Raw genomic sequence first — 24,797 nt, forward strand, 5'->3', positions numbered from 1 at the left:
CCGATCATGAGTTACCGGCCAGGACACAGCTCGCTTCGTTTCTTGTCGTTCATCTGGTCATTGAGATTTGATTATTGGTTATTATCTTCTGGTGAGTTTTGAGGGGTGGCGGGACGAGAGCTTTCGCCACCCCTCTTTTCAGGAGGTTAGTCTGCCTGCTTCCTGAGGAATGTCGGAATGTCGTAGCGGTCATCATCGATGTCGATGGTGTCGCTTTTCTGCCTGATCTCTTTATAGTCGACCTTGTAGTCGATGGCCACCTTCTTTTTGATGAAGGACGGGACGTTCTCGTCGTCAAAGAGCTTGCCGCGGAGGAAGGGCTCCGTCTTGTCTTCGTCGATGACGGCGCGTTCCTCGAAGCCGGTGGCTATGACGGTTATCCTTAAGGAATCCTGCATGGACTCATCATAGACGAGACCCCAGATGATCTTCGCATCCTCGTGGGCCTGTTCCTGAATGAGGGTGGAAGCCTCGCTGACTTCCATCAGGGTCATATCGGTGTTGCCGGTGACGTTGATGAGAACGCCGCGGGCGCCGTGGATGGAGATGTCTTCGAGGAGCGGGCTCGATATGGCCTTCTGGGCCGCGTCGCGGGCCCTGTTCTCGCCCGTTGACTCGCCGATGCCCATGATCGCCATGCCCCGTTCGCTCATGATCGTCTTCACGTCGGCAAAGTCGACGACGACATGGCCGGATCCGACGATGAGGTCGGAGATGCTCCTGACGGCATTGAGAAGGACCTCATCCGCCTTGAGAAAGGCCTCCATGATCGTCATATGCTTGCCGCCTATGGAAAGAAGTCTCTGGTTCGGTATGGTGATGAGGGAGTCGACACGCGATTTCAGCTGAACGACGCCGTTCTCCGACTGCGTCATCCTGTCCTTTCCTTCAAAGGCAAAGGGTTTCGTGGTGATGGCCACGGTAAGGGCCCCGACTTCCCTTGCTATCTCGGCGATGACGGGTGACGCTCCGGTTCCGGTTCCGCCGCCGAGGCCGCAGGTGATAAAGACCATGTGTGCTCCCTTGAGATGGTCCTTGATCTTGTCGACATCCTCGAGGGCGGATTTCTTGCCCACCTCGGGATTCGCTCCCGCTCCGAGACCCTCTGTCAGTTTCGTGCCGATCTGGATCTTGATGGGAGCCTTGCACGCACTCAACGATTTGATATCGGTGTTGACGGCGATGAACTCCACGCCCTGAACCCCCGATTGAACCATGTTGTTGAGCGCGTTGCAGCCACCCCCTCCAACGCCGACCACTATGAGTTTTGCCGAAAATCCGTTGCTCTCGTCCATGTAGAACATTCCACTCACCTCGCACCTCCTAGAAGATTTCTTTAAACCAGTCTTTCATTTTCGTGAGCAGCTTCTGGTTGCTGAAGAGCTTCCTCATCGACCGCGTCGCATCGAACCCACGTTTCTTTCCTCTCCCCTCCTTGAAACCAAAAAGCAAAAGCCCCACCGCCGTTGCATAGGCGGGGTTGTTGACGACGTCGATAAGGCCTCCCACGCCTGTGGGGTCTCCCTTTCGCGCCGGCAGGTTGAATATGTTCTCCGCCATCTCCGGGAGGCCGTCGAGGTTCGAGCAGCCGCCCGTCAATACCACGCCGGAGGCGAGGAGCTTTTCCAGACCCGATTTCTTTATCTCTTCGTAGATGAGGGAAGCCACCTCCTCGACCCTTGGTTCTATGATGTCGGCCAATGTTTTGCGCTGAAGCGTCCGGGGCTTGCGCCCGCCGACGCTCGGAACCTCGATGGTTTCGTTCTGACCGACAAGGCTTGCCATGGCACAGCCATATTTTTTCTTTATCTTTTCCGCGTCATCGATGGGCGTCCTGAGACCGATGGCGATATCGTTCGTTATATTGTTGCCGCCGAAAGGCAGGACGGACGTATGCTTTATCGCGCCGCTGGCGTAGACGGCGATATCGCTCGTCCCTCCGCCGATGTCGACGACGGCGACGCCGATCTCCTTCTCCTCGGGTGTGAGGACGGCCTCGGCGGACGCAAGCTGGCAGAGTATGACGTCGTCGACGTTGAGCCCCGCCAGTTTGCAGCACTTGATGATGTTCTGGGCGGAGGAGATGCTGCCCGTCACGATGTGCACCTTGACCTCGAGCCTCACTCCCGTTATGCCGACGGGGTCCCTGATCCCGTCCTGGTCGTCGACGATAAATTCCTGGGGGATGACGTGGATGAGTTCCCTGTCCGCAGGGATGGCCACCGCCTTTGCGGCGTCTATGGCGCGGTCGATGTCATCGGGCCGGACCTCCCTGTCCTTGACGGCCACGACGCCGTTGCTGTTGAAGCTTTTTATATGGGCCCCCCCTATGCCGGCGAGACATGAATCGATCTTGATGCCGGCCATGAGCTCCGCTTCCTGGACGGCCTTCTTGATGGAATTTACGGTGCTGTCCATGTTGACGACAACACCTTTGCGCAGACCCGTTGACGGGTGCGAACCGATGCCGATGATGTTGACCTGGCTTTCCGACGCCTTTCCGACGACCACGCAGATCTTTGTCGTCCCAATGTCAAGCCCCACGAGGAGCTGTTCGTCGTCCTTCACCCTATCACCCCTTTCTCTCCTGGATTATGGCGCCCTTTTCGAAGCGCGCATCGATGCATTTTATGACAAGGCCCCGCTTGGCCGCGTCCCGAAGGACTGCCATGGCCCTTTTCAATCTTTTCCTGTGGTCTTCTCTGCCGAGTATTATCTCCACTCCGTCCTTGAGTCCGAAGATGGTAAGGCCGCCGTCCCGGTAGGATACCTCCGAGATCTGTCCTTTTTTCAGGAGATCCTCGGTTATAAAACCGTTCGTCTCGTTGAAGACCTTCTTCACGTCGGACCTGTCCCGGGTGCTGATGAGATAGAGGCCCTGGACCTCATCCTTTCCAAGGAAGCGATAGGGCTCTCCTTCTTCATCGAGGACGTAAATGGAGCCGTCGCCGGCGACCCAGAGGGCAGAAGGAGTCTTTTCCCTGACGTCGATGATGATGGAGAAGGGATAGACCCTCTTCACGCTTACTTCCTTCACGAAGGGATGGGATGTGAGAGCTTCCCGGACCTTTGCCACGTCCACCTTGAAAATGCTTTCCGTGAGGTGAGGGGTTATCTTTGCCATCGTCTCCTTGTCGCCGAGCTGGCTCAAACCGTTCACCTTTATGTTCTGCAGAAAAAAGAGGGGTTCCTCCCGGGAGAACAGGTAGGCGATGGACAGCATCGAAAGGATGCACACCGGCCCGATGAAGAGTGTGTAAAGAAGCTTTTTCATGTCTTCAGCGATGCCCCCGTCAGTATTTCTTCGATAAGCTCATCAAATGTCCTTCCCTCGTGGGCCCAAGCCTTGGGGACGAGAGAGGTTTCCGTCATCCCCGGAGACGTGTTGATGTCGATGACGAGGGGTATGCCGTCCCTGATGAGCATGTCTGTTCGCACGCATCCTGAGAGGCCGAAACTCCGGTAGACGTCCATGGCGATGGCCTGGGCTTTTTTCGCCACATGCCGTGATATTTTTGCGGGGACGATATATTCCGTCTTCCCCCTGGTATACTTTGATTCGAAATCGTAAAAACCGGAAAGCGGCCGCACCTCGATGACGGGAAGGGCCCTTCCGTTTATGACCGCCACGGTGATCTCCTGACCCGATACGAACTCCTCGACGACGATCTTCCTGTCATATTTCAGGGCGAGATCCATGGCGGCGGGCACGTCCTTTGTCTTGTGGACCAGAGATATGCCGATCGTCGATCCCTCGTTCGCGGGCTTGACGACGAAGGGCGGCTTCAAGGCGATCCTCTCGCCCTCTCCCGCTATAACGTAGGCCGGCGTGGGGATGCCCGTCGCTTGGAGAATGTACTTCATAACGGCCTTGTCCATCGCTGCCGATGAACCGAGGACGCCGGGGCCCGTGTAGGGTATCCCCATGATCTCAAGGAGGCCCTGGACGGTACCGTCCTCGCCCCATCTGCCATGGAGAACGATGAAGGCGGCACCGACCTTCTCCTTTTTGAGTTTTTCGACGAGGCGTTCCCTGGCATCGATGGCGACTGCGTCATATCCCGATCTGGCAAGGCTCTCCAGAACGGCGCCGCCGCTTTTGAGGGATATTGTCCGCTCCGACGACCTTCCTCCCAGAAGGACGCCTATCTTCATATTTTTGAAGCTGTTACTATCCATTGAACCCCCAGAGCTCCACCTCTTCTTCGAGCTTTACCCCAAGCTTCGAGTGGACCTCCTGTTTTATCTTTTCAATGAGGGCCGCAATGTCGCGGGCCCGTGCGTGCCCCAGGTTCACGATGAAGTTGGTGTGTTTCTCCGAGACGCAGGCATCGCCTATGCGGTACCCTCTCAGGCCCGCCTTTTCCACGAACCACCAGGCCGATCGGCCCTGGACCGCTTTGAAGACCGACCCCGCCGAAGGGTATTCCATGGGGTGGCGTTCCTTTCTTTCCCGGTACACGCGGTCCATGTCGCTTTCGAGCTCTTCCACGTCGGCGGTCCTGAGACGGAATCTGCCGCTGATGACGCATTCATGCGGCCCCACAGGTGAGGTGCGATAGCCGAAATCCTGGGACCGGATCGCCTTTTCAATGATCTCGCCGCGTCTGTTCAGGACATCGATCCCGATAACGGTATCCGATATCGACTGGCCGAAACTCCCGGCGTTCATCCTGATGCCGCCGCCGACGCTGCCGGGTATCCAGTATAGTTTTTCAAGGCCTCCGAGGCCCCGTTTTGCGCACTCGCTTATGAACCTCTTCAGGGAATACCCTCCGCCTACGTCGGCGACGGCGCCATCGGGGGTTTTCTGGAAATGAAGGCGGTTCATTTTGGTTATCCTTATCAGCGCCGCTCGTATCCCTTCGTCACTGACGACGATATTCGTACCGTTGCCCAGGAAGCGGTAGGGGGTGCCGTCGTCGGCGAGGCGCCGCACCATAGCGGAAAAATCGGCCCTTCCGGCGGGATAGAGAAGCAGCTGCGCCGGCCCGCCAACCCTCATCGAGGTGTAGCGTTTCATGGGTACCTCTGTCAGTACCGTCCCCTTTATTCCTTTCCAGTCCATGTGCTTTTCAGTCTCTCGTCAATTTTGTAGAGGTCGCCGGCGCCCAGTGTGACGACGACGTCTCCTGCCCGTGCGTTCTCGAGTATCTTCTCTATCACATCGTCCCGTGTGGGAGCGAAGATGACGTTCTTGTGCCCGCTCGCCCGTATGTTCTCGGCGAGGTTCGCCCCCGTTATCCCCTCGATGGGGTCCTCCGACGCCGCGTATATCTCGGTGAGGACCAGGATATCCGCCTCGTTGAAGGAGGTGGCGAATTGCTCCATCAGCGCCTGGGTCCTCGTGTAGCGGTGCGGCTGAAAGGCGACGATGATGCGGTCCTTCCACATCTTCCGGATGGCCGACAGGGTCGCCTTGATCTCCGTGGGGTGGTGGCCGTAGTCGTCTATGAGCTTTATGTCCCCGTCCCACTTTATCTCCAGCCTGCGATGGATGCCCGAGAAATTCCCGAGCGCCTCCTGTATCGTGCGGAAGGGTATGTCGAGTTCGATGGCGACGCCGCAGGCGGCGAGAGCATTGACGACGTTGTGTATGCCGGGGAGGGTGAGTTTGATCTCCCCGAGGTCGTATCCTTTATATATGACCCTGAATCTTGTCAGGAAACCCTCGTAAGAGATGTTGTCCGCTCTGAGGTCGGCCTGCTTGGACAGACCGTAGGTCGTATAGCGTCGCTTGAGCATGGGGATAATACTCTGAATGTTCGCGTTATCCATGCAGATGATGTTGACGCCGTAGAAGGGAACCTTGTTGAGGAAGGCAAGGAAGGCTGCCTTGATCTCATTCATGTCCTTGTAGAAATCGAGGTGTTCGAGGTCTATGTTGGTTGCGACGGCAATGGTGGGATAAAGGAGCAGGAATGTGCCGTCGCTCTCATCCGCTTCGGCGACGAGGAACTTGCTGTCCCCCAGCTTTGCGTTGCTCCCCAGGCTGTTCAGCTTTCCCCCTATGACGCAGGTCGGATCCAGGCCGGCATGGCCGAGGATGGAGGAGACAAGGGACGTCGTGGTCGTTTTCCCATGGGCGCCGGCAACGGCCACGGAGTATTTCATGCGCATCAACTCGGCGAGCATCTCCGCCCGCTGGATGACGGGAATGAAAAGCTCCCGGGCTTTTTTTACCTCCGGGTTGTCGGGCCTCACCGCCGATGAGACGACCACCACGTCGCAATCGATGATGTTCTCCTCGTTGTGGCCCTGAAAGATGGTCGCACCAAGCGACCCAAGACGCTCCGTTATATCCGTGCGGCGTATATCGGAACCTGTAACCTTGAAACCGAGATTGATGAGCACCTCCGCGATACCGCTCATTCCGATGCCGCCGATGCCCACGAAGTGGACCCGTTCTATTTTATGAAAGACCATGTTCTATTCCTCCAATGATACGCAACGCGGCGTCTTCCACGAATATCTTCCCCAGGTTGCTGCCCATCTTTTCCATGAGGGTCCGGTCTTTCATGAGCTGCGCGATGACACCGAAGAGCCTGTCTCCCGTCGCCTCGTCGTTGCCTACGAGATAACAGCCGCCCGCCTCCTCCACCTGCGCGGCGTTCTGCCACTGGTGGTTGCCGGCCGAATAAGGGTAGGGGATGAGTATGGCCGCCTTTTGGAAGAAGGCGAGTTCGAAAATGGTCGTGGCGCCCGCCCGCGCGATGACGACATCGCTGAGGGCGTAGTACCTTTCCATTTCATCTGTGAAGGCAAAGACCTCATGGGGGAGGGAACTCTTCGCATAGGCGTCCCTTACCCGGTCCAGATCATCTGTTCCTGTCTGATGGTAGATGACCACGCCCGGCTGTCCTTCGAGCAGCGGCAAGAGGGACAGGACGGCATCGTTGATGCTCTTCGCGCCCCGCGACCCGCCGAAGACGAAGATGCCGAAGGAACCCGGTTCCTTTAGACCTTCGAGCTTCTTGAGCTTCTGCCGCAAAGGATTGCCGCTGTGGACGGTGCGCGCCGCCGGGAGATGCTTCTTTGTTTCGTCGAAACTGATGAAGACCTTGCGGGTTATCTTTGAAAGGAGCTTGTTGGCAAGACCCGGCTGGACGTTCTGTTCATGGATGAAGGAGGGGATGGCGAGCATCCTTCCCGCGACTATGACAGGCACCGAGGTGAACCCGCCCATGCCGAGGATGGCATCGGGCTTTTCTGCCTTGAGGATCTTAAGGCACATCACGATGCCTTTCGCTATCCTCAGAAGGGTGATAGCCTTGTGGACGGGAGAGCGTCCCAGGAACTGGTGTGCCTCGATGAGATGGAGCCTGAATCCTGCATCGGGTATGATCTTCCCTTCAAGGCCGTAGGGCGTCCCGATGAACAGGACGTTGTTGCCCGCGTTTTGCGCCATGAGTTCCTCGGCGACGGCTATTCCCGGAAAGATGTGCCCCCCTGTCCCGCCTGCGGATATGACGAGCCTCATGATCTCCCCCCTTCGCCCTTCAGCATGGTTCCCGCAAGGGGGACGAGCATGGCGACGAAAAGGACCGGCTGGTAGAGGAGCCCCGTGGAGAATCTGATTCCCACGACGAGGAGGATGTCCATGGCGATATAGAGGAACCCGAGAAAGGGCAGCATGGTGGAAAAAGTGCTCTTCTTCATGATGAGGGCGAAACTTGTGGCCAGGAGGGCGAAGGACGCCCCGAGAAGTATGTACCTGTTGATCTCGGAGAGCCCCGTGAGGCCGCTTCCCAGGATACCGGAGCCCTGCCGGTATACCATGAAGGCCGCGATGATGGCGTAGGCGGCGATGAAAGGTATGATCCGGTGCCTGCCGATGATGAAGAGGAAGAGGATAAGGGCCGCTGCGAAAGATATCATGAAGACCAGCCTGCCCGTTATGTAAAGGTTGAAACCCGATGAGAAGAAGAGGATCGAAAGGGCCATCACCTCTTTGAAGAAGTCCTGGTTTTTCTCTTCCATGCCTGTGAGATAGAATATGAAGGCGTAGAAAGAGACAAAGACGATGGCCATCCGGGCGATCTCCGGAACGGCCAGCTTCGGGTAGAAGAAGAAAAGGACGGTGACCATGAAGGACATGACGATGAGAGGGTACTTCATGGACTCGACATAGCGCTGGGGGAGCCGGAAAATGGCGAAGCCCGCAGCCGCTCCGGCAATGATGACAAGGACCCTCTCGACGTTGTACTCCTGGAAAAAGCTGTACACGAGAAGGAGCGACAATATGGCGATAAGGACCTTTTTCATAGTGCCTCCACTATCCTCCGGAAGGTGTTTCCCCTGTCCTTGTAGTCCTTGAACATGTCAAAGCTGCTGCACATGGGCGATAAAATGACCGAATCTCCCTGTCCGGCCTTTGCCAGAGCCTGATAAACGGCGGCGGTCATGTCCCTTTCGAGGTAGGTGGGTATGGCGTCGCCGAGTTCGGAAGCGATCCTGTCCTGTGCCTCGCCTATGGCGATGAGGGCCCTTATCTTCCCGGCCTCCTCGCGGATGGCCCGGTAGCTTCCGCCCTTGTCCTTTCCTCCCGCGATGAGGATGATGCCCCCTTCCATTCCCTCGAGCGCCCTTTTCGTGGCATCCACGTTGGTTGCCTTGGAATCGTTGTAAAAGGAGACGCCCCGGAGGGTGCGGATGAACTCGACCCTGTGGGAGAGCCCCCGGAAGGCCTTCAGCGCCTCTTCAATGGCACCCGTGTCTGCGCCGTGGATGCGGGCCGCAAGGAGGGCGGAAAGGATGTTCTCTGTATTGTGGATGCCCGCCAGCGGGGAGATGTCTCTCGACCACGAGGCTTCCTGCCCGTCAAGACGGACATAGAGCCTGCCGTTCTTTGAGAAGGCACCCTCATCGAGTTCGTCTGTCACCGAGAAGGGAAGGATCCGGGGGGTGCCCTTCATGACGACCTCGAGCCCCTTCTTCACGACGGCGAAATCCCCTTCCCTCTGGTTGTCGAAGATGCGGTATTTTGCGCCTTTGTACTCGTCATAGCTGCGGTAGCGGTCAAGATGATCTTCGGTGATGTTGAGAAGCACCGCTGTCGCGGGCCTGAAGGTCTCTATGGTTTCGAGCTGGAAGCTGCTCACCTCGACGATGACGTGGGATGCCTTTTCCCCGTCGGCGACGTAATTGATAAGCGGATTCCCTATATTCCCTCCCACGAAGGCGGAGCCGAAGGCCCTTTTGAAGATCTCGCCGATAAGGGTCGTTGTCGTCGTTTTGCCGTTCGTGCCGGTGATCGCTACAATGGGTTCATCAATGAAGGATGCGGCAAGCTCCATCTCGCCGATGACCCGCACCCCCGACTGGCGCGCTCTTTTGAGGACCCGATGCTCGCTGTCGACGCCGGGGCTGAGGACGATCATGGAATAAAGGGTGAAGTCTTCCTCGCGGTGGGGCCCGAAGTGGCCGGAGAAGGCGACGCCTTCGAGGTCCTTGAGGGCGCCCGCAAGCTGTGCCTGGTCTTTTTCGTCGGCAATTCCGATCGTCTTTCCCGCCCGGGAAAGGAAGCGCGCCGCGGCTATCCCCGAGGCGCCGAGTCCTACGATCAATATGCGGTCAGGTATATCCATCTTACCTCAATTTCAGCGTACTTAATGCCAGCAGCCCCAGGATCACCGAGATGATCCAGAAGCGTACGACTATCTTTTCCTCGTTCCATCCCTTGAGTTCAAAATGATGGTGGATGGGCGCCATCCTGAAGACCCTCTTCCCTCTCAGTTTGAAGGAATAGACCTGGATGATGACGGAGAGCGTTTCCAGGACGAAGATCCCGCCGGCTATGACGAGGAGGAATTCCTGCTTGATGATGACGGCTATCGTCGCGAGCGCCGCTCCCAGGGAAAGCGACCCGGTGTCGCCCATGAAGAGCTCGGCCGGATGGGCGTTGTACCACAGAAATCCGATGCCCGCGCCGAGCATGGCCCCGCACAGGATGGTGAGTTCTCCGGCTCCCTTAACGTAGAATATCTGGAGGTATTGCGAAAATATAACGTTGCCCACAAGATAGGAGAAGAGCATGAAGGTGGAGCAGACGGTAAGGACGGGGCCGATGGCGAGGCCGTCAAGACCGTCCGTGAGATTCACGGCATTTGATGTGCCGGCGATTATGAAGATGCACAGGGCAATATAGAAGACGCCCAGGTCGGGCCGGATGTTCTTGAAGAAGGGTATCGTGAGCTGTGTCACGAAGCCGTACTTGAAGAATATGAGCGCGCCGATGCAGAGGCCGAAAAAGATCTGCAGCGAGAGCTTTGTCCGTCCCGAAATGCCCTTTCCCGTTGTACCCCGCAGCTTCTGCACGTCGTCCATGAAGCCGATGGCCCCGAAGGAGAGAAGAGAAAAGATGACGACCCATATGTAGTAGTTGCCGAGGTCCGCCCAGAGGAGAGTCGGTATCGTGGTGGCGATGAGAATGACGAACCCGCCCATCGTCGGCGTTTCCTTCTTGGTCTCATGGCGGTCCGGCACGTCCTCGCGCTTGCCGCTTCTGATCTTCCAGTCATGGAACTTCCTGATAACGTAGGGTGTAAGGATAAAACTGATGATGAGCGCCGAGAGTATGGACAGGACCGTCCTGAAGGTTATGTAGCGGAAGACGTTGAATACGGACGCCTTCAGGTGAAGCTGGTAAAGGAAATAGTACAGCATTACCTCAGTGCCTCCACGATCTCTTCCATCTCAAATGCCCGGGATCCTTTTACCAGGATGGTGTCGCCCGCGCTTATGTGCGACGCCACGTACCCGATGAGGTCCTTCTTGTCGTCGAAATGCACGGCCACCGTGCCGCGCAGCTCCTCGAGAGTGTTCTTCGTCTCTTCACCGAGAAGGACGACAAGCCCGATGCCCGCCTCCTTGATATACGCCCCCAGCTCCCTGTGGTAGCGGGCGCTTTCGTTTCCCAGTTCCTTCATTCCCCCGAGGACCGCCACCTTCTTTCCCGCTGCCGGCAGAGCGGCAAGGGTCCCTATGGCCCATTGCATGGACGAAGGGTTCGCATTGTACGTGTCGTCGATGATGATATGCCCCTTCGTGGTCTTCGTGGGCTGAAATCTCTTGTCGTATGACCGGAATTCCTCTATGACCTCTCCGATCAGCGGGTCATCGACCCCGAAGGTCGATGCTATCGCGGCAGCGGCCAGAATATTGTAAAGGTTGTGCCGGCCGAGAAGCCCCGTCCGTGCTTTGATGCTTCCCGCCGGGCAAGTGATGGAGATCGCCGAGCCTTCCCAGCCCAGGTCCTCTCCGACGGCGAGGCGGAAGTCCGCGTCATTATCCATGCCGAATGTGACCGCCGTCCGGCCCGTGTCGCGCCAGCGGCTGCTTATGCCGGGATCGTCAACGTTCACGAATATCTTTCCGTCCTCCCTGGTGAACCGGAAAAGATCGAGCTTCTCCTCCAGGATGCCCTCGAGCGACGTGAGGCCCTCGAGGTGGGAGGGGTTCACGTTGGTAATGAGGGAGACATCGGGATCTGTCATGACTGCGAGCCTGTGTATCTCACCGGGCGTGTTCGTTCCAAGTTCCAGGATGCATATGTCGGGATCGCCGTCAATGGAGAGAATGCTCATCGGCACGCCGATGAGGTTGTTGAGGTTCTTTTCGTTGAAGTGCACGGCGTAGCGTTTCTTCATCATGGCAACGAGGATCTCCTTCGTTGTCGTCTTGCCGTTGCTTCCGGTGATGGAGATGAAGGTGCCCGAGAGGGTGCCTCTCTTGAAGTAAGCCAGGTCGAGAAGGGCCTGGTTGGTGTCCTCCACGAGGATGACCGTTCCTTCGGCGTCGGCAAGCGGGACGGGGCTGTCGCTCCGGCACAGCGTTCCGCCGCCCGATCTCTTGAGCGCCGCACGGATGAATGCATGACCGTCAAAAGACTTGCCCAGTATGGGGATGAAAAGCTCCCCGTTCCCGATGGTCCGGGAGTCCGTAGAGATACCCGTGAATACCTCCTTTCCCTTCTTGAGGACCGTCCCTCCCACTGCCTTCACAATATCCTCAAGTCGCCACATGAAGAGACTCCTCGATTACTTCACGGTCGCTGAAGTGAAGGGTGGTGCCGCCGATGATCTGATAATCCTCATGTCCCTTGCCTGCCACAAGCACGACGTCGCCGGGTTTTGCCATCCGGATGCTTTCAAAGATCGCTTCTCGCCGGTCCTCGATGATCCGCACCGGTTTGCCGTCGAAGCCCTGTGTGATCTCCCCGATGATCCGCACCGGATCTTCGTCGCGCGGATTATCGGAGGTGACGATCGCCACGTCGGCAGTGCGCGCCGCGATGGCGCCCATAAGGGGTCTTTTTGCGGCATCCCTGTTGCCCCCACAACCAAAAACCGCAATAAGCCTTCCCTTCTTGAGTCTTCCCAGCAGGTTAAGGACGCTTTCGAGCGCGTCGGGGGTGTGGGCGTAATCGACAAAGACGGAGATGCCCCTGTCGTTCGCCACTCGTTCCAGCCTTCCCGGGACGCCGCCCAGTTTTTCGATACCCTCTTTTATCGCCTGGGGCGATATGCCTGTCACGCGGCCTGACAATGATGCGGCAAGAATGTTGGAGGCATTGAACATGCCGATTAAAGGTGAGACGATGGGGATCTTATTCCCCGGTAGGGATAGGGTGAGGGTCAGGCCGTCGATGCTTTCGGAAAAGCTCGACAGGCAGGCATCCGCGAAACCCCGCGTGCTGTAGGAGAACATCGTCACCGGTGAAGGGACGGCGAACTCCCGTATCGAGGGATCGTCGATATTCATTATGGCGTATCTTTTCTTCTTCTTGCTTCTTGCGAGGTAGTCTTCGAAGAGAAGCCTTTTCGAGGCACGGTAGCTCTCGAAGTCCCCGTGATAATCGAGATGATCGTGAGTCAGGTTTGTGAATACGGCGACGTCGAGATCGATGTCTTCGACACGTGCCTGGTGGAGGGCATGAGAGGAGACCTCCATGATCACGTGGCTCGTACCGGCGTTCAGCATGTCCCGAAGAAGAGCGTTCGTTTCGCTTGCGCCGGGGGTGGTGTTGGGGGCCTTGAGCGTCTTGCCGTTGTAACGGTAGGATATGGTGCCGATGACAGCGGGCTTCTTCCCCGCGGCCTCGAGGATGGACTCGATAAGGAAGGTCGTCGTCGTCTTGCCGTTTGTCCCGGTAATGCCCGTGACATGCATTTTCCGGGAAGGGCGGCCGTAGAACTTCGATGCGGCCTCACCAAGGGCCCGTGCGACGTCCCCGACGCGAATGGTGCATGCGAAGGGACGATCGATATCACCGTCGGTGACCACGGCCCGTGCGCCGTTTTTCAGGGCGTCGTCGATGTATGCGCCGCTTGCGGCGGTGACGAAAAAGAGGGACCCCTCGGAGACGCTCCGGGAGTCCTTCGTGACGCCCGTTATCTCAAGGGAGGTGTCCCCGCGGACAGCGGTTCTTGTCATGCCCCGTATGAGTTCGCTCAGTCTCACTTCTGGTATGTCCTCCCGTAGAGAATGCACCGGGTCTCCTTCTCGACCTTTTCCTGCGGGTTGGGGTACTGGCTGGCGACGACCCCGGACCCGTATATCTTTATTGCCTGTCCTTTCGCAGAGATCCTGTCGAGGGCCGCCTTCATCGAAAGGCCGGAGAGGTCCGGCATTATCCACGCGGCGCCGTTCCGCACGGCCTGCGCCTGTTTTTCCTTCCGGATTTTGCCGATCTCGAACCCGCGGCCCTTTCGTGATACCTCGAACCCGCCCGCGGCGAAAGGGATCAGCGGATCGAATCCGGCCCCCACGTACTTGTTGTAGAGTGCAACGAGGACCTCGCTGTCGATACTGTAGCCGGTACCGGCCAGCGCATCGAAAGGCAGGGACCTGTCGGGAAGCTTCACCCCTTCTTGGCTCAGAAAGGCCTCTATGTTCTTCTTGCCGATAATGCGGGTCAGGGTCCTCAAACCTTCACTGTCCTTGTCTTTCAGGATGTCGAGAGGCTTCTTGAGATAGACCGACGAGGGATCGTCCGTCCTTTTGACGAGGATCATGCCCTCCCGTTCGATGAGTCCTTCCCTGATCGAATAGGCGATGATGGGAAGAGCGATAAGGAGGGACGGTTCAATGGAAGGCTGGTTACCGGCAATGATCGGTGCCTGCCGGGACGGTTCGTTGTCCGGCCCGGGCACGGCGACGTTCAGGCTTTTGGGAGCTTTCTTCACGGATGTCTGGTAGGTCCTTTTCATGGAAAACCTGTCTTGAATGTTGAAAGCCAGCGCGGCGTACACGAGCCCGATGGATGCGCACACGAAAAAGGCTTTCCTGATCGCCTGTTTGTTCATTTCAAAACGAGAACCTCTTCCTCTTTTGGTTTTGTAAGCCCCAGACGCTCCTTTGCTTTGAGCGCGAGCAGTCTCGATTGCGTAACGCCTGCCATTTCCGATTTCAGTTTCTGATGGGTCTGCCTCAATTCACGCTCCAGCGTGAGCGTTTCAATGAGGTCCTGCCGCGCACGATCATGAGCGTTAACGAGGAGGAAGCTGACAACGAGAACGAAGACCACGATGAACCCCAGGAAAAGGAGCGGGCGGGCGCTCGAGAACAGCGTGTCCCCCGAAGACTCGATGTATATTTTCCTTGTTCTCGCCATAAGGCCCCCATCAAATTTTTTCTGCAACACGAAGCTTGGCGCTTCGCGAACGCGGGTTGTTTCTTATCTCCTCGATCCCCGGCCTGATGGCCTTGCGGGTCAGCACCGTCAGCGCATCATCGCTGCGAAAACGTTGTTTGACCATCCTGTCTTCAAGGGAATGGAATGTTATTACTCCTATCCGGCCGCCACGGGAGAGGAGGTCCACCGCGGCGTCCATCCCCCTTGAGAGGCTTGCGAGTTCGTCGTTGACTGCAATCCTCAATGCCTGGAAGGTCTTCGTCGCCGGGTGTATCCGGCCCGTTTTTTTCTTGACGGCGAGAACGGTGTCGGCGAGCTCCCGCGCCGTGCGGATCCTGCCCTTCTTGCGCCTGTCGAAGATGGCCTTGGCTATCCTGCGCGATTGCCATTCTTCCCCGTATTCATAAAGAATCCGGGCAATCTCGTCCTGTCGGTAGGAGTTGACGATCTCGTATGCCGTGAGGACGTCCCTGATATCCATTCTCATGTCGAGTTCCTCGTCATCGTTGAAGCTGAAACCCCGGCCCGCGGCCAGCTGGTAACTTGATATGCCGAGGTCGAAGAGGATGCCGTCTATGGACACCACCCCGGCCTCCTGCAGCATTTCCTTCAAGTCCCTGAAGTTTCCCCTCAGCAGTGTTACCCGGTCGCTATACCCTTTGAGGGTCCTCTGAGCCCGGTCGAGTGCTTCCTGATCTCTATCAATACCAACAATATGTAATTGTTTGTTTCCGTCCAACAAGCCGATGGAATGTCCTGCTCCGCCAACGGTGGCATCAACGAAGACCTTGCATCCGGTGCTGATCAGGTTTTCAAGTACTTCCTTGGGAAGAACGGCTATATGCTCCTGGCCGCTCAAAGACCGAGTTCCGATACGATATCAGCGATCTGATCGGGGTCGGCGGTCGCCAGTTTTACCAGTTCCTCCCATTTTTCTTTTGCCCAGACCTCTATCTTCTTCCCTACCCCGATAATGACGACGTTCTTCTGGATATGCGCATCCGTCTTCAGTGCCTGGGGGATGAGTATCCTCCCCAGCTTGTCGATGGGGCACTCCGATGCCCCGGAGTAGAAATAGCGCAGAAAAGCGCGCGCCTCTTTTCGAATCGGGCCTGCGGCGGAGACCTTGTCCTGGATGCCCAGCCACTCCTGGTAAGGATAGGCGACTATGCAGCCGTCCAGGTTGGTGAGGATGAGCCGAAGATCGTGGTTCTGTGCAAGGGCCTCCCTGAATTTGGCCGGGATACTTACCCTGCTCTTGTCATCGATCGAGTATTCGTACCGTCCTGCGAACAATCTCCCACCTTTTTACACCTTTTACCACTTTAGTCATTTATACTTGTAACTCCATATCTTGTCAAGGTTTTTTTCCTCTATTCGGCCCGTCCCGGGCTTCTTTTGACAACCCGGCCATGAGAGCGTCAGAGGAGTCAAAGCAGATGCTGACACAAATCTGTTGATAATTTGCCCCGCCTCAGGTAGTCTTTTAATCCGTCACATATTCATCGGAGCGCTAATGAAAGCACCTATTACCCGGGAAGGCTATGAAGGATTGAAGAAGGAGCATGAGAACATGCTCAGCGTGAAACGGCCGCAGATCCTCAAGGCCATCGAGGAAGCGCGGGAGCATGGCGATCTTTCGGAGAATGCCGAATACGATGCCGCCAGGGAAGAATTTCAGTTTCTTCAGCAGAGAGTTGCCGAGATCGAGGAACAGCTGAGAAATTCGGAGATCGTCGACGTGAAGAAAGGCGACGGCGAGACGGTCGGGTTCGGCTGCACGGTGACTCTCGTCAATATGGATACCGACGAAGAATCGCTCTACAGGGTCGTCGGTCCCTACGAATCGGACATAAAGAAGAGCACCATATCAATAACCTCCCCCCTGGGCAGGGCCCTCATGGGCAAATGCGTCGGCGACGAAGTGAACTTCAACGCGCCCGGCGGCAAACGGACCTACGAGATAGTGAAAGTAGACTAGAAATCTGAAACAGTCTTTTAGATTCCGAAGGTTACGCTCATTACTTCCTCGAGGCTTGTTATTCCTTTTTCCACTTTTTTCAGACCCGATTCGTAGAGGGTGTTCATGCCCAGTTTTCGGGCCGTCTCGCGCATGTTCTGGTAGGAGACGTTGTGTGTGATGAGGGATTTCAGGTCCTTTGACGAGGACATGATCTCCGCGATGAGGGTCCTTCCCCGGTACCCGGTGTTGTTGCAGGCAGGGCATCCCTTGGCCCGGTAGATCGTCTCGGCGTTGAGTCTCACGGAGCCAAGCTCTTTTATGTCGGGCCTGTATTCCTCTTTGCATTCAGGACAGAGTTTCCGCACAAGCCTTTGACCGACCACCGCAAGGATCGTCGGTGCAAGAAGGAAGGGCTCGACCCCGATATCGATAAGCCTCGTTACCGCCGACGGCGCATCATTGGTATGGAGCGTGGAGAGCACGAGGTGGCCCGTGAGCGCCGAGCGGACGCAAATCTCCGCCGTCTCGAGGTCGCGGACTTCGCCGACGAGCATTATGTCGGGATCCTGGCGCAGGAAACTTCTCAGGGCCGAGGCGAAGGTAAGGCCGATCTCCGGCTTGACCTGCACCTGGTTGATCCCCGCCAGCCGGTATTCAACGGGGTCCTCCACGGTAAGGATGTTCTTTTCCGACGACTTGATCTCCTGCAGGATGGCATAAAGGGTTGTCGATTTGCCGCTGCCCGTGGGCCCGGTGAGGAAGACAACCCCGTAGGGGCTGAAGATCGCCGACCGCAGCTTTATGAGATCCTGCTCTTCGAAGCCCATTTCTGCGAGCTCGAAAACAACGCCCGTCCTGTCGAGTATACGCAATACGACCTTTTCGCCATAGATGGTAGGTATCACGGAGATACGAAGATCGATTGTGCGGTCCTTCAGTTTTACCATGAAGGTCCCGTCCTGGGGGAGTCGTTTCTCCGAGATGTCGAGGCCCGAGAGGATCTTGATCCGGGAGACGATGGGGAGGTGAAGATGCTTCGCGGGCGGCGACATTTCGTAGAGCTTGCCATCAATGCGATACCTCAGGGAGATGTGGTTCTCGAAGGGCTCGATATGGATGTCAGAGGCGCGCTTGTCGATGGCCTGCCACAGCATGAGGTCAACGAGCTTCACCACCGGCGCCGCCTTTGCACGTTCGACGATGCTCTCGATGCCGATCGAATCGTCCCGGGAATCGGGCGATTTCAATTCGAGGCCTTTGACGATATTGGAGTGGTGCTGGGATCTTTGGGCGATCGACGTTGTGTCGTAGAATTCCTCTATGGAGCGGAGTATATCCGATTTGGTCGCCACTACGGTGGTGACGTGACAGCCGGTGATCTTCCTCAGTTCGTCAATGAGCATGACGTCGAGGGGATTGAACATGACGCAGGTAAAGACGTTATCTTCGCGGGAGAGGGGAAGAATGACGTTCCTCAGGGCGAACTGCTTCGGTATGAGCTTCCTGAGGTCCTCTTCGTCGGACGGCCTCATGGAACCATTATGTGACGACAGGAGAGGGACATCGAATTCCTGTGACAGGGCGAAGGACACATCGTCCTCGGCGATGAGCCCCTTGCTTACCAGGACCTCGCTGAGGTAGCCTCCCCGGGTTTTCAGAACCTCCAGGGCCTTGTCGAGCTGTTCCTGCGAGATAAGGCGCTGGTCTGTCAGAAAGGCTGCCAGCCTGCCGTCGGGAGAATCCTTCTTCAATCGTGTCGTCATGCGTGTATTGTAAGAAAAAAAGGGAATAATGGCAAATCTAAAACCCGTTTCAAGTTCCAGGTTCCGGGCTTCAGGGGCAAAGAATGAAAGACTAAAACCTGCCCGACGGACAAGCCCCATGGCCCTTGAAGGAAGGGCTTCGTTTTCTCGGCCCCGTCGATGTTCGAAAAAGCCCGGCCATGCTTCGTCAGTGTTTCGGGTTGCTTGCCTGCTCCGTTGTCTTGAACCTTTCCTTGAAGTAATCGATGATGCGATTGGTAAAGCCGAGCTTTGGCACTGTTCCATTCAGAGAGGAGTTCCCGGGCAGTCCAAGCGTCACATCCTCGGCCACTCCCGATTCCTCCTTGATGAGCCTGTCTATTTTTTGCCAGTCGACCTTGTCTGCAACGCCGCGGGTTTCGAGCAGTTTTGTTATGTGGCCCTTAATGGAGCGATGTTTCTTGTAGACATCGGTGCGGATCTCCACGTAGGTCCTGCCGTCGTCGGTCCTTGCGATCTTCACGGGTTCGTAGATGATCTCCCCCTCCATGTTTATCTCCACAAGCGGGAACAGGCGCTCCATATGTTCCCGGAGCATTCGTATGCATCCATGGCTCATGTAGCGATAGACGCTTCCCGGCCAGATGGTCTCGTGGATCAGGACCGCCGGAAGGGATGTTTTTATGGCGTATCTTCCCAACGGGTTCTTCGGGCCGGGGGGAACGGACTCTTCGACGGGTTTGCCCTTCAATGCGTATTCAATCTGGATCGACTCCGGCACATACCAGGTCGGGTCCTTCCTTTTGCCTGTTATGCGGAACTTGCCTTCCGGTGTTTTCCAGTCGCTGTAGTCATTCTCGAAGATGGCGCCCAACCCGACGGGAAGGGCCATCAATTGTCTTCCCTGGAAGAAATAGAGCGTTCTGTCGGGTATGTTGACGATGATGCCGTTGTCGATCACTCGGGGCACGATCTTGCGTGTGTTGAGCTTAAGAACGGCGCCCTCGACGAGCGGCTGTTTCTCATCGAGGCCATTGTCCCGGGCGATGTTCTTCCAGAAAACCCCGTACCTGGCACCCAGGCGGTAGAGATTGTCACCCTTGCCGACGGTGTGGGTCACATCGCCGCCTATGATGATGTCAGCTGCCAGAGCCTGCCCGGCCCAGAGAAGACAAATTAGAAAGAGCACTGTTTTCATTAGCGTTTTCATAAGTATAACAGGAGCCTATTCTATTATACATGGGGAAAATTGACAACAGAAAAAGTGAGGACGACATGAACGGGGCTTCAACATTTCTCTTGAAACGCCCGTGGGGTCGTGCGTTAATTTAGCCATGGCGCGCGCTCACGACGAAGTCCCCGGGGGTTCATTTTTCATGCTTGGTATTATCCACCGGGACAAGCGTAACGAAGAGCTTCTCGGGAAATGGATCGAAGCACTGGTGCCCGGGGTGGTCACACTGGAGCTTTCCCCCTACGGCCTTGCCTTCCGGCGGGAGATGGGCGAGGTCTACCGGAAAAAGATCGACGATGCCCTGTATGCCCTGCGATCCGAGGGGTATGCGTGCCAGCCCGGCGACTTCGAAGACCTCTATGCCTACGTCGACATACCCCGCGAGTTTGCGATAGCCGACAATTATTGCAGGTGCAATGATGCCTGCCTTTATCCCGTCGACATGGACCTTTTTTCGTATACGAGGCTTCGGGCCATGGACGAGCTGACGAGCCGGGAGAATATCGAGAAAAGGGTTTCCGGGAAAGCGCCGGAAAGGGGCGGAATGGAAGCGGTCCTGGCAGACCTCTATTTTCGGTCGGGTGTTACCGCTTTTTCATACACCGATGAAATGGCGCTTCGCGACAGGTTCATGTGCCGTGGCATCGGATTGCTCATGAAGCGCTTCAGGGGCAGACGGTTCCTTCATATAGCAGGCTGGCAGCACCTGAAAGACCCCCTTGCCCTTTATGCCAAATTCCATCCCGTGAAGATATTTCCCTATGATTAAGCTCTTTGTTTTTGATCTGGGGAACGTGATCCTTCCTTTTGAACATCATCAGATAGCCGCAAAGCTCCACGAAACCTCCCTCATCAAGGACCGCTTTACCCCCGATGACCTCTTCCGGTACCTCTTCGACCATCAGAAGGGTTTTGTGAACGCCTACGAGGAAGGCCTCATATCTTCGAAGGAGTTTTTCAAAAAACTCAAGGAGAAGTACAAGCTTGAACTGGAATCCGAGGGGTTCAAGGATATCTGGAACGACATATTTCAGGAAGACCCGGCGGTGAGCGAGATCATCCTTTACCTCAAGCGGAAAGGATACCCCATCGTCCTTCTGAGCAACACCAATGAGCTTCATTTTTCCTATGTTATGGAGAGATACCCCATTATCCATCACTTCGATGAATGGATACTCTCCTTTGAGGTGGGTGCGAAAAAACCCAAGGAAAAGATCTATAGCACGATATTTGAAACAAGGTCTGTGGAGCGGAACGAAGTGCTCTATATCGATGACATTCCCGAGTACATAACGGCCGCCGCCGGCTATGGCATCCCGGGCATCGTCTTCAAAGAGGCCGCCGACATCTGGAAGGTGATACGTGAGAATTGTGTATAGAGTAAAGACAATAACCGATGGCCAGATCACAATAACCAGATAAATGATACTGACCCAAAATGAAAATAGCCAATGACGAGACAAGGACAGCCGTGAGAACAAGAAGAACAGTTTATTGGCGCCTGGTCGTTGGTTAATCTGTTCCATCGGACTCTGGAGGCCGGAATCAGCTATGCTTTCCTTTCCCAATATTGACCCCGTTATCTTCAAGATTGGCCCACTCTCCATGCGCTGGTATGGGCTTATGTATATCCTTGGTTTTCTCGCTGCGTATGGGTTGACCATCTATCAGCTGCGGGGCAACAGGAAGCCCGGGATTCCCAGGGAAGCGGTGGACGACCTGTTCTTCTACCTTATTATAGGGCTTATTGTCGGAGCCCGGCTGGGATATGCCGTCATTTATAATCCTGGCTTCTATATCGAGAACCCTCTCGAGATATTCATGGTCTGGCATGGAGGCATGTCATTCCACGGAGGCCTGGCGGGGACCTTTATCGCCGGAGTCATTATTATGGTCAGGAAGAAGCTCCCCGTCTCAGCCACCGCCGATCTTATCATCCCTACGGCACCCATCGGGATCTGCTTCGGACGGCTGGGAAACTTCATCAACGGCGAACTCTTCGGCAAGCCGGCAGATGTTCCCTGGGCAATGGTCTTCCCCCAGGGGGGGCCGGTGCCGCGCCATCCTTCGCAGCTCTACGAGGCTTTTTTCGAAGGCCTTCTCCTTTTCGTCATCCTCTGGTTCTACAAGGACAGGAAGAAACGCGATGGCGATGTTGCCGCGCTCTTTCTCATTTTGTATGGTGCGTTCAGGACCTTCTGCGAATTCTTCAGGCTTCCCGACACCCAGTTGGGGTTTGTTCTCGGTCCCTTCAGCATGGGCCAGGTCCTGAGCCTCATAATGGTCTTCATCGGCATGGGACTGAAGTTCTGTGTCTTGCCGTGGGTAGAAAGACGAAAGAACAGTTGAAACCTGAGATCGTCTCTAGAGCATTTCCACCAGTCCCGTGTCGATGTCGTAGTATGCCGGGATGACGGCTATCTTTCCCTCCTCAACCATCTTCCCGAGGACCGGTTTTGATGACGCGATGGCTGCGGCGACGAGCCTGGCGTTTTCCTTGATGGCGTTGTCGACGAGGTCGCCCGGTTGGTTCTTAACGTTGTTTACTGCGGGGGCGATGAGCTTTACGATGCCGCCGATGTGGCCGTGAGCTTCGCCTCCCTTTGCTGTCGCCGTGACGGCTCCGCATTTGGAGTGGCCCAGGACGACAACCAGCGGGGTTCCCAGATGGTCGACGGCATATTCGACGCTTCCCAGCGCCATATCGTCGACAATATTCCCGGCGAGCCTGATGATAAAGAGGTCGCCGATGCCCTGATCGAAGAGGATCTCGGGAGGAATGCGGGAGTCGGAGCATCCCACGACAACGGCGAAGGGTTTCTGACCGCCTTTCACGTCGTCGCGGCGGGCCCTGTCCTGGTTGGGATGCGTCTGTTTCATTGCGGCGAATCGCTTGTTTCCGTCGAGAAGGTTTTGCAGCGCCTCATTGATGCCGGAATCCTTGACCATTAGTAGTTCCCCCTGGTTTTTTAAAAAGTATCATAATGGATTTGTTCCCGTTCATCAAGCCTAAAGCCTGCCTTCGCTTCAAGCGGTCATTGGGCCACAAGTATTGTGAAAAGATTAACAAAATTTTATTGACATCACTACCCTGCACGTTTAAAATAGTCTGTTCAATAAGCTAAATACGGGTAGCTTAAGCTGAATACGGACAGCTTCATTTAAAATCAATAAGGAGGTTATGTATGGCAGACGCAACAGAAGACACCAGATTGTATCCACCCCTTAAGGAGTTTGTCGATCAGGCGTATGTAAAGAGCCGCGACGAATATGAGAAGATGTGGAAACAGTCAGTTCAGGACCCCGAGACCTTTTGGGGCGGCATTGCGAAAGAGCTTCACTGGTTCAAGCCGTGGCTGAAGGTCAACAGGGAAGAATTTGCCAAGGGCGAAGTGGAGTGGTTCGTCGGCGGCAAGACCAACATCTCTTACAACTGCCTTGACTACCAGGTCGAGAAAGGCAAGGGAGATAAGGTCGCCATCCTGTTCCAGGGCGAACCGGAAGACGATGTCGTAAAACTTACCTACAAGGAAATGCTTTCCCTCGTATCGAAATTCGCCAACGTATTGAAGAAAAAGGGCGTCCGCAAGGGCGACAGGATTGCCATTTATCTTCCCATGATCTGGCAGCTTCCCGTTGCGATGCTTGCATGCGCAAGGATTGGCGCTGTCCACACGATCGTTTTCGGCGGTTTCTCCGCTGAGGCGCTCCGCGACAGGATCCTCGACGCCGGCGCAAAACTGCTCATCACCACGAACGGCTACTGGCGTTCAGGCAAGAACGTGAGCTCCAAGGCAAACGCTGACATCGCTTGCGACCTCTGCGCAGCCCAGGGCCACACGGTGGATAAGGTTGTTGTCGTAAAGAGACTCGAGAAGTTTGAAGTACCGATGAAGGCCGGCAGGGACACCTGGTTTGAGGACGAACTGGCAGCGGCAGACATCACCGACAATTGCCCCGCCGAGATGATGGACGCGGAAGATCCGCTCTTCATCCTCTATACCTCAGGTTCAACAGGCAAGCCGAAGGGCGTTCTCCACACCGTCGGCGGCTACATGGTCTTTGCGTATTCAACATTCAAATACATCTTTGACTATAAAGACAAAGATGTATTCTTCTGCACCGCAGACATCGGTTGGGTAACGGGTCACACCTACATCGTTTATGGACCTATGTGCAACGGCGCAACCTCCATAGTTTTCGAGTCAGTCCCGACATTCCCGAACCCCGACAGGTTCTGGCAGATCGTCGAGAAATTCAAAGTCAGCATCTTCTACACCGCTCCGACAGCAATCAGGGCACTCATGAAAGAAGGCGAGAAGTGGCCGCAGGGAAGGAACCTGTCCTCATTGAGACTCCTCGGTTCCGTCGGCGAGCCCATCAACCCCGAAGCATGGCTCTGGTACAACAAATACATCGGCGGAGAAAAGTGCCCCATCGCGGATACCTGGTGGCAGACAGAGACAGGCGGCATCCTCATCACCTCTCTTCCTGGCGCATGGCCGGGAAAACCGGGTTACGCAACACTTCCGTTCTTTGGTGTTGACGCCCGCACGCTTCAGTCAAGGCCCGACCCCAGCAAACCCGCAGTTGATGCGCCCGTGAACGAGCAGGGCGAACTCTGCATCGGCAGGTCATGGCCTGGCATGATGAGGGGCGTTTTCGGGGAGCCCGAAAGGTTCTTCAATACCTATTTTGTACAGCAGCCGGGTTTCTACTTCTCCGGTGACGGTGCATTAAAGGATGAGAATGGCTACTTCAGACTTATGGGCCGTATCGATGACGTTGTCAACGTTTCCGGCCATAGAATGGGTACCGCGGAGGTTGAGGCGGCCCTGAATTCATTCAACACGGCAGTTGCGGAATCGGCCGTCGTCGGCTTCCCGCACGAAGTCAAGGGCGAAGACCTCTATGCATACGTCATTCTGAAAACAGGCGTAGAGGGTTCGGATGCTCTGAAGAAAGAGCTCGTTGCCCACGTAAGAAAAGAGATCGGCCCCATAGCATCACCGGGCAAGATCCAGTTCGTACCCGGTCTGCCGAAGACACGCTCCGGCAAGATCATGAGAAGGATCCTGAGAAAGGTCGCCTCCGGCGAGCTCGATCAGCTTGGCGACACTACGACCCTTGCCGATCCGTCAGTTGTCGATGACATCGTAAAGGGCAGGCAGTAAGACCGGCCCGCCTTTTGAAAGGCAATGCAAAGCCCCCGGGATCTCCCCG

Annotated in this window: 24 protein-coding genes; 5 read left to right on the forward strand and 19 right to left on the reverse strand. The window is 56.0% G+C overall.

Translation table 11 applies throughout. The features are described 5' to 3' along the window. Positions 1–146 precede the first annotated feature (146 nt). Genes ftsZ through mraZ form a run of 16 tightly spaced genes read right to left on the reverse strand, consistent with a single transcriptional unit; the run spans position 147 to position 15,931 of the window. Positions 147–1,304 (reverse strand): cell division protein FtsZ, encoded by a 1,158-nt coding sequence (gene ftsZ / locus PHC90_06070; GenBank protein MDD3845912.1) that lies wholly within the window; start codon positions 1,302–1,304, stop codon positions 147–149. A gap of 19 nt (positions 1,305–1,323) precedes the next feature. Further along, positions 1,324–2,568 carry a cell division protein FtsA gene (gene ftsA, locus PHC90_06075; GenBank protein MDD3845913.1) on the reverse strand — a complete coding sequence of 415 codons (1,245 nt, stop codon included), beginning with the start codon at positions 2,566–2,568 and terminating at the stop codon, positions 1,324–1,326. A gap of 4 nt (positions 2,569–2,572) precedes the next feature. Then, positions 2,573–3,274: an FtsQ-type POTRA domain-containing protein gene (locus PHC90_06080; protein MDD3845914.1), complete on the reverse strand. Its 702-nt coding sequence runs from the start codon at positions 3,272–3,274 to the stop codon at positions 2,573–2,575. Further along, positions 3,271–4,179, reverse strand: a complete 909-nt coding sequence (locus PHC90_06085; protein MDD3845915.1) for a D-alanine--D-alanine ligase — start codon at positions 4,177–4,179, stop codon at positions 3,271–3,273. The genes PHC90_06080 and PHC90_06085 overlap by 4 nt, the downstream gene beginning before the upstream one ends. Then, the gene (gene murB, locus PHC90_06090; GenBank protein MDD3845916.1) at positions 4,172–5,068 is read right to left on the reverse strand and encodes a UDP-N-acetylmuramate dehydrogenase; all 897 of its coding nucleotides are present in this window, start codon (positions 5,066–5,068) and stop codon (positions 4,172–4,174) included. The genes PHC90_06085 and murB overlap by 8 nt, the downstream gene beginning before the upstream one ends. Further along, entirely contained in the window at positions 5,050–6,426 is a 1,377-nt protein-coding gene (murC, locus tag PHC90_06095) for a UDP-N-acetylmuramate--L-alanine ligase (GenBank protein MDD3845917.1), read from the reverse strand. Before murC ends, murB begins: the two co-directional genes overlap by 19 nt. Next, positions 6,413–7,480 (reverse strand): undecaprenyldiphospho-muramoylpentapeptide beta-N-acetylglucosaminyltransferase, encoded by a 1,068-nt coding sequence (gene murG / locus PHC90_06100; GenBank protein MDD3845918.1) that lies wholly within the window; start codon positions 7,478–7,480, stop codon positions 6,413–6,415. The genes murC and murG overlap by 14 nt, the downstream gene beginning before the upstream one ends. Beyond that, entirely contained in the window at positions 7,477–8,265 is a 789-nt protein-coding gene (locus PHC90_06105) for a hypothetical protein (GenBank protein ID MDD3845919.1), read from the reverse strand. The genes murG and PHC90_06105 overlap by 4 nt, the downstream gene beginning before the upstream one ends. Further along, positions 8,262–9,587: a UDP-N-acetylmuramoyl-L-alanine--D-glutamate ligase gene (gene murD / locus PHC90_06110; GenBank protein ID MDD3845920.1), complete on the reverse strand. Its 1,326-nt coding sequence runs from the start codon at positions 9,585–9,587 to the stop codon at positions 8,262–8,264. The genes PHC90_06105 and murD overlap by 4 nt, the downstream gene beginning before the upstream one ends. A 1-nt stretch (position 9,588) precedes the next feature. Continuing rightward, positions 9,589–10,665, reverse strand: coding sequence for a phospho-N-acetylmuramoyl-pentapeptide-transferase (gene mraY / locus PHC90_06115; GenBank protein MDD3845921.1), 1,077 nt, complete (start codon positions 10,663–10,665; stop codon positions 9,589–9,591). Beyond that, positions 10,665–12,023, reverse strand: coding sequence for a UDP-N-acetylmuramoyl-tripeptide--D-alanyl-D-alanine ligase (locus tag PHC90_06120; protein ID MDD3845922.1), 1,359 nt, complete (start codon positions 12,021–12,023; stop codon positions 10,665–10,667). The genes mraY and PHC90_06120 overlap by 1 nt, the downstream gene beginning before the upstream one ends. After that, a complete protein-coding gene (locus PHC90_06125; protein MDD3845923.1) occupies positions 12,010–13,461 on the reverse strand; it encodes a UDP-N-acetylmuramoyl-L-alanyl-D-glutamate--2,6-diaminopimelate ligase in 1,452 nt (483 codons plus the stop codon). Before PHC90_06125 ends, PHC90_06120 begins: the two co-directional genes overlap by 14 nt. After that, positions 13,458–14,306, reverse strand: coding sequence for a PASTA domain-containing protein (locus PHC90_06130; GenBank protein MDD3845924.1), 849 nt, complete (start codon positions 14,304–14,306; stop codon positions 13,458–13,460). The genes PHC90_06125 and PHC90_06130 overlap by 4 nt, the downstream gene beginning before the upstream one ends. Further along, the gene (locus PHC90_06135) at positions 14,303–14,614 is read right to left on the reverse strand and encodes a hypothetical protein (GenBank protein MDD3845925.1); all 312 of its coding nucleotides are present in this window, start codon (positions 14,612–14,614) and stop codon (positions 14,303–14,305) included. Before PHC90_06135 ends, PHC90_06130 begins: the two co-directional genes overlap by 4 nt. Positions 14,615–14,624: 10 nt before the next feature. Further along, positions 14,625–15,494 carry a 16S rRNA (cytosine(1402)-N(4))-methyltransferase RsmH gene (rsmH, locus tag PHC90_06140; protein ID MDD3845926.1) on the reverse strand — a complete coding sequence of 290 codons (870 nt, stop codon included), beginning with the start codon at positions 15,492–15,494 and terminating at the stop codon, positions 14,625–14,627. After that, positions 15,491–15,931 carry a division/cell wall cluster transcriptional repressor MraZ gene (gene mraZ / locus PHC90_06145; GenBank protein ID MDD3845927.1) on the reverse strand — a complete coding sequence of 147 codons (441 nt, stop codon included), beginning with the start codon at positions 15,929–15,931 and terminating at the stop codon, positions 15,491–15,493. The genes rsmH and mraZ overlap by 4 nt, the downstream gene beginning before the upstream one ends. A gap of 220 nt (positions 15,932–16,151) precedes the next feature. Between mraZ and greA the strand changes: the two genes are divergently transcribed. Further along, positions 16,152–16,616 (forward strand): transcription elongation factor GreA, encoded by a 465-nt coding sequence (gene greA / locus PHC90_06150; GenBank protein MDD3845928.1) that lies wholly within the window; start codon positions 16,152–16,154, stop codon positions 16,614–16,616. A gap of 17 nt (positions 16,617–16,633) precedes the next feature. Here greA and PHC90_06155 read toward each other — a convergent pair whose 3' ends face one another. Beyond that, positions 16,634–18,361, reverse strand: a complete 1,728-nt coding sequence (locus PHC90_06155) for an ATPase, T2SS/T4P/T4SS family (protein MDD3845929.1) — start codon at positions 18,359–18,361, stop codon at positions 16,634–16,636. Between the two features lie 187 nt (positions 18,362–18,548). Continuing rightward, positions 18,549–19,538 carry a L,D-transpeptidase family protein gene (locus tag PHC90_06160; GenBank protein ID MDD3845930.1) on the reverse strand — a complete coding sequence of 330 codons (990 nt, stop codon included), beginning with the start codon at positions 19,536–19,538 and terminating at the stop codon, positions 18,549–18,551. Positions 19,539–19,716: 178 nt separating this feature from the next. Between PHC90_06160 and PHC90_06165 the strand changes: the two genes are divergently transcribed. The 3 genes from PHC90_06165 (at position 19,717) to lgt (ending at position 21,923) form a co-directional block, all read left to right on the forward strand. Continuing rightward, positions 19,717–20,343, forward strand: coding sequence for a hypothetical protein (locus tag PHC90_06165; protein MDD3845931.1), 627 nt, complete (start codon positions 19,717–19,719; stop codon positions 20,341–20,343). Then, complete coding sequence (locus PHC90_06170; GenBank protein ID MDD3845932.1) at positions 20,336–20,953, forward strand: HAD hydrolase-like protein; 618 nt, start codon at positions 20,336–20,338, stop codon at positions 20,951–20,953. Before PHC90_06165 ends, PHC90_06170 begins: the two co-directional genes overlap by 8 nt. Positions 20,954–21,125: 172 nt before the next feature. After that, a complete protein-coding gene (gene lgt, locus PHC90_06175) occupies positions 21,126–21,923 on the forward strand; it encodes a prolipoprotein diacylglyceryl transferase (protein MDD3845933.1) in 798 nt (265 codons plus the stop codon). A gap of 15 nt (positions 21,924–21,938) precedes the next feature. Here lgt and PHC90_06180 read toward each other — a convergent pair whose 3' ends face one another. Then, positions 21,939–22,523, reverse strand: coding sequence for a carbonic anhydrase (locus PHC90_06180; GenBank protein MDD3845934.1), 585 nt, complete (start codon positions 22,521–22,523; stop codon positions 21,939–21,941). Between the two features lie 236 nt (positions 22,524–22,759). Here PHC90_06180 and acs point away from each other — a divergent pair, with 236 nt between their 5' ends. Next, positions 22,760–24,748: an acetate--CoA ligase gene (gene acs / locus PHC90_06185; GenBank protein ID MDD3845935.1), complete on the forward strand. Its 1,989-nt coding sequence runs from the start codon at positions 22,760–22,762 to the stop codon at positions 24,746–24,748. The last annotated feature ends 49 nt before the right edge of the window (positions 24,749–24,797 follow it).

Source organism: Syntrophorhabdaceae bacterium, assembly GCA_028698615.1.
In the GTDB taxonomy this organism is placed as follows: domain Bacteria; phylum Desulfobacterota; class Syntrophorhabdia; order Syntrophorhabdales; family Syntrophorhabdaceae; genus Delta-02.